A 368-nucleotide genomic window follows, 5' to 3' on the forward strand; every position below is an offset into this window, starting at 1 on the left:
CCGTTGTCGCCTTGAGTGCCACATCGGTGAGAAAGGACTGGGAGAACGCGAGGCACCAGCATCGCAAGGCGCAACTGATCTACTCCGTGCGAGGCATCCTCAACTGCGAAATTGAAGACGGCGTCTGGATCGTGCCGCCACAGTGCGCCATCTGGATACCGGGAGATTTACCCCATGCGGCGCGCGGGGCCGGTGAAACGGAATGCTATTGCCTGTTTGTCGAGCCGGACGCCACACCGGATCTTCCCAAAGACTGTTGCACGATTTCGGTATCGCCACTGCTGCGCGAATTGCTGCTGCGGGCGGCCGGTTTTCCTGAGTTATATCCGCTGGGGGGACGGGAAGACCGGTTGATTGCCGCGTTGCTC

General features: G+C 60.3%; 1 protein-coding gene. It reads left to right on the forward strand.

Annotated features, from left to right (window positions below):
• On the forward strand, positions 1 to 368 hold a 368-nt coding region (locus RCF13_RS05915), incomplete at both ends, for an AraC family ligand binding domain-containing protein (RefSeq protein ID WP_308140953.1).

It is taken from the genome of Stenotrophomonas maltophilia group sp. RNC7, from assembly GCF_030910085.1.
GTDB lineage: Bacteria > Pseudomonadota > Gammaproteobacteria > Xanthomonadales > Xanthomonadaceae > Stenotrophomonas > Stenotrophomonas sepilia.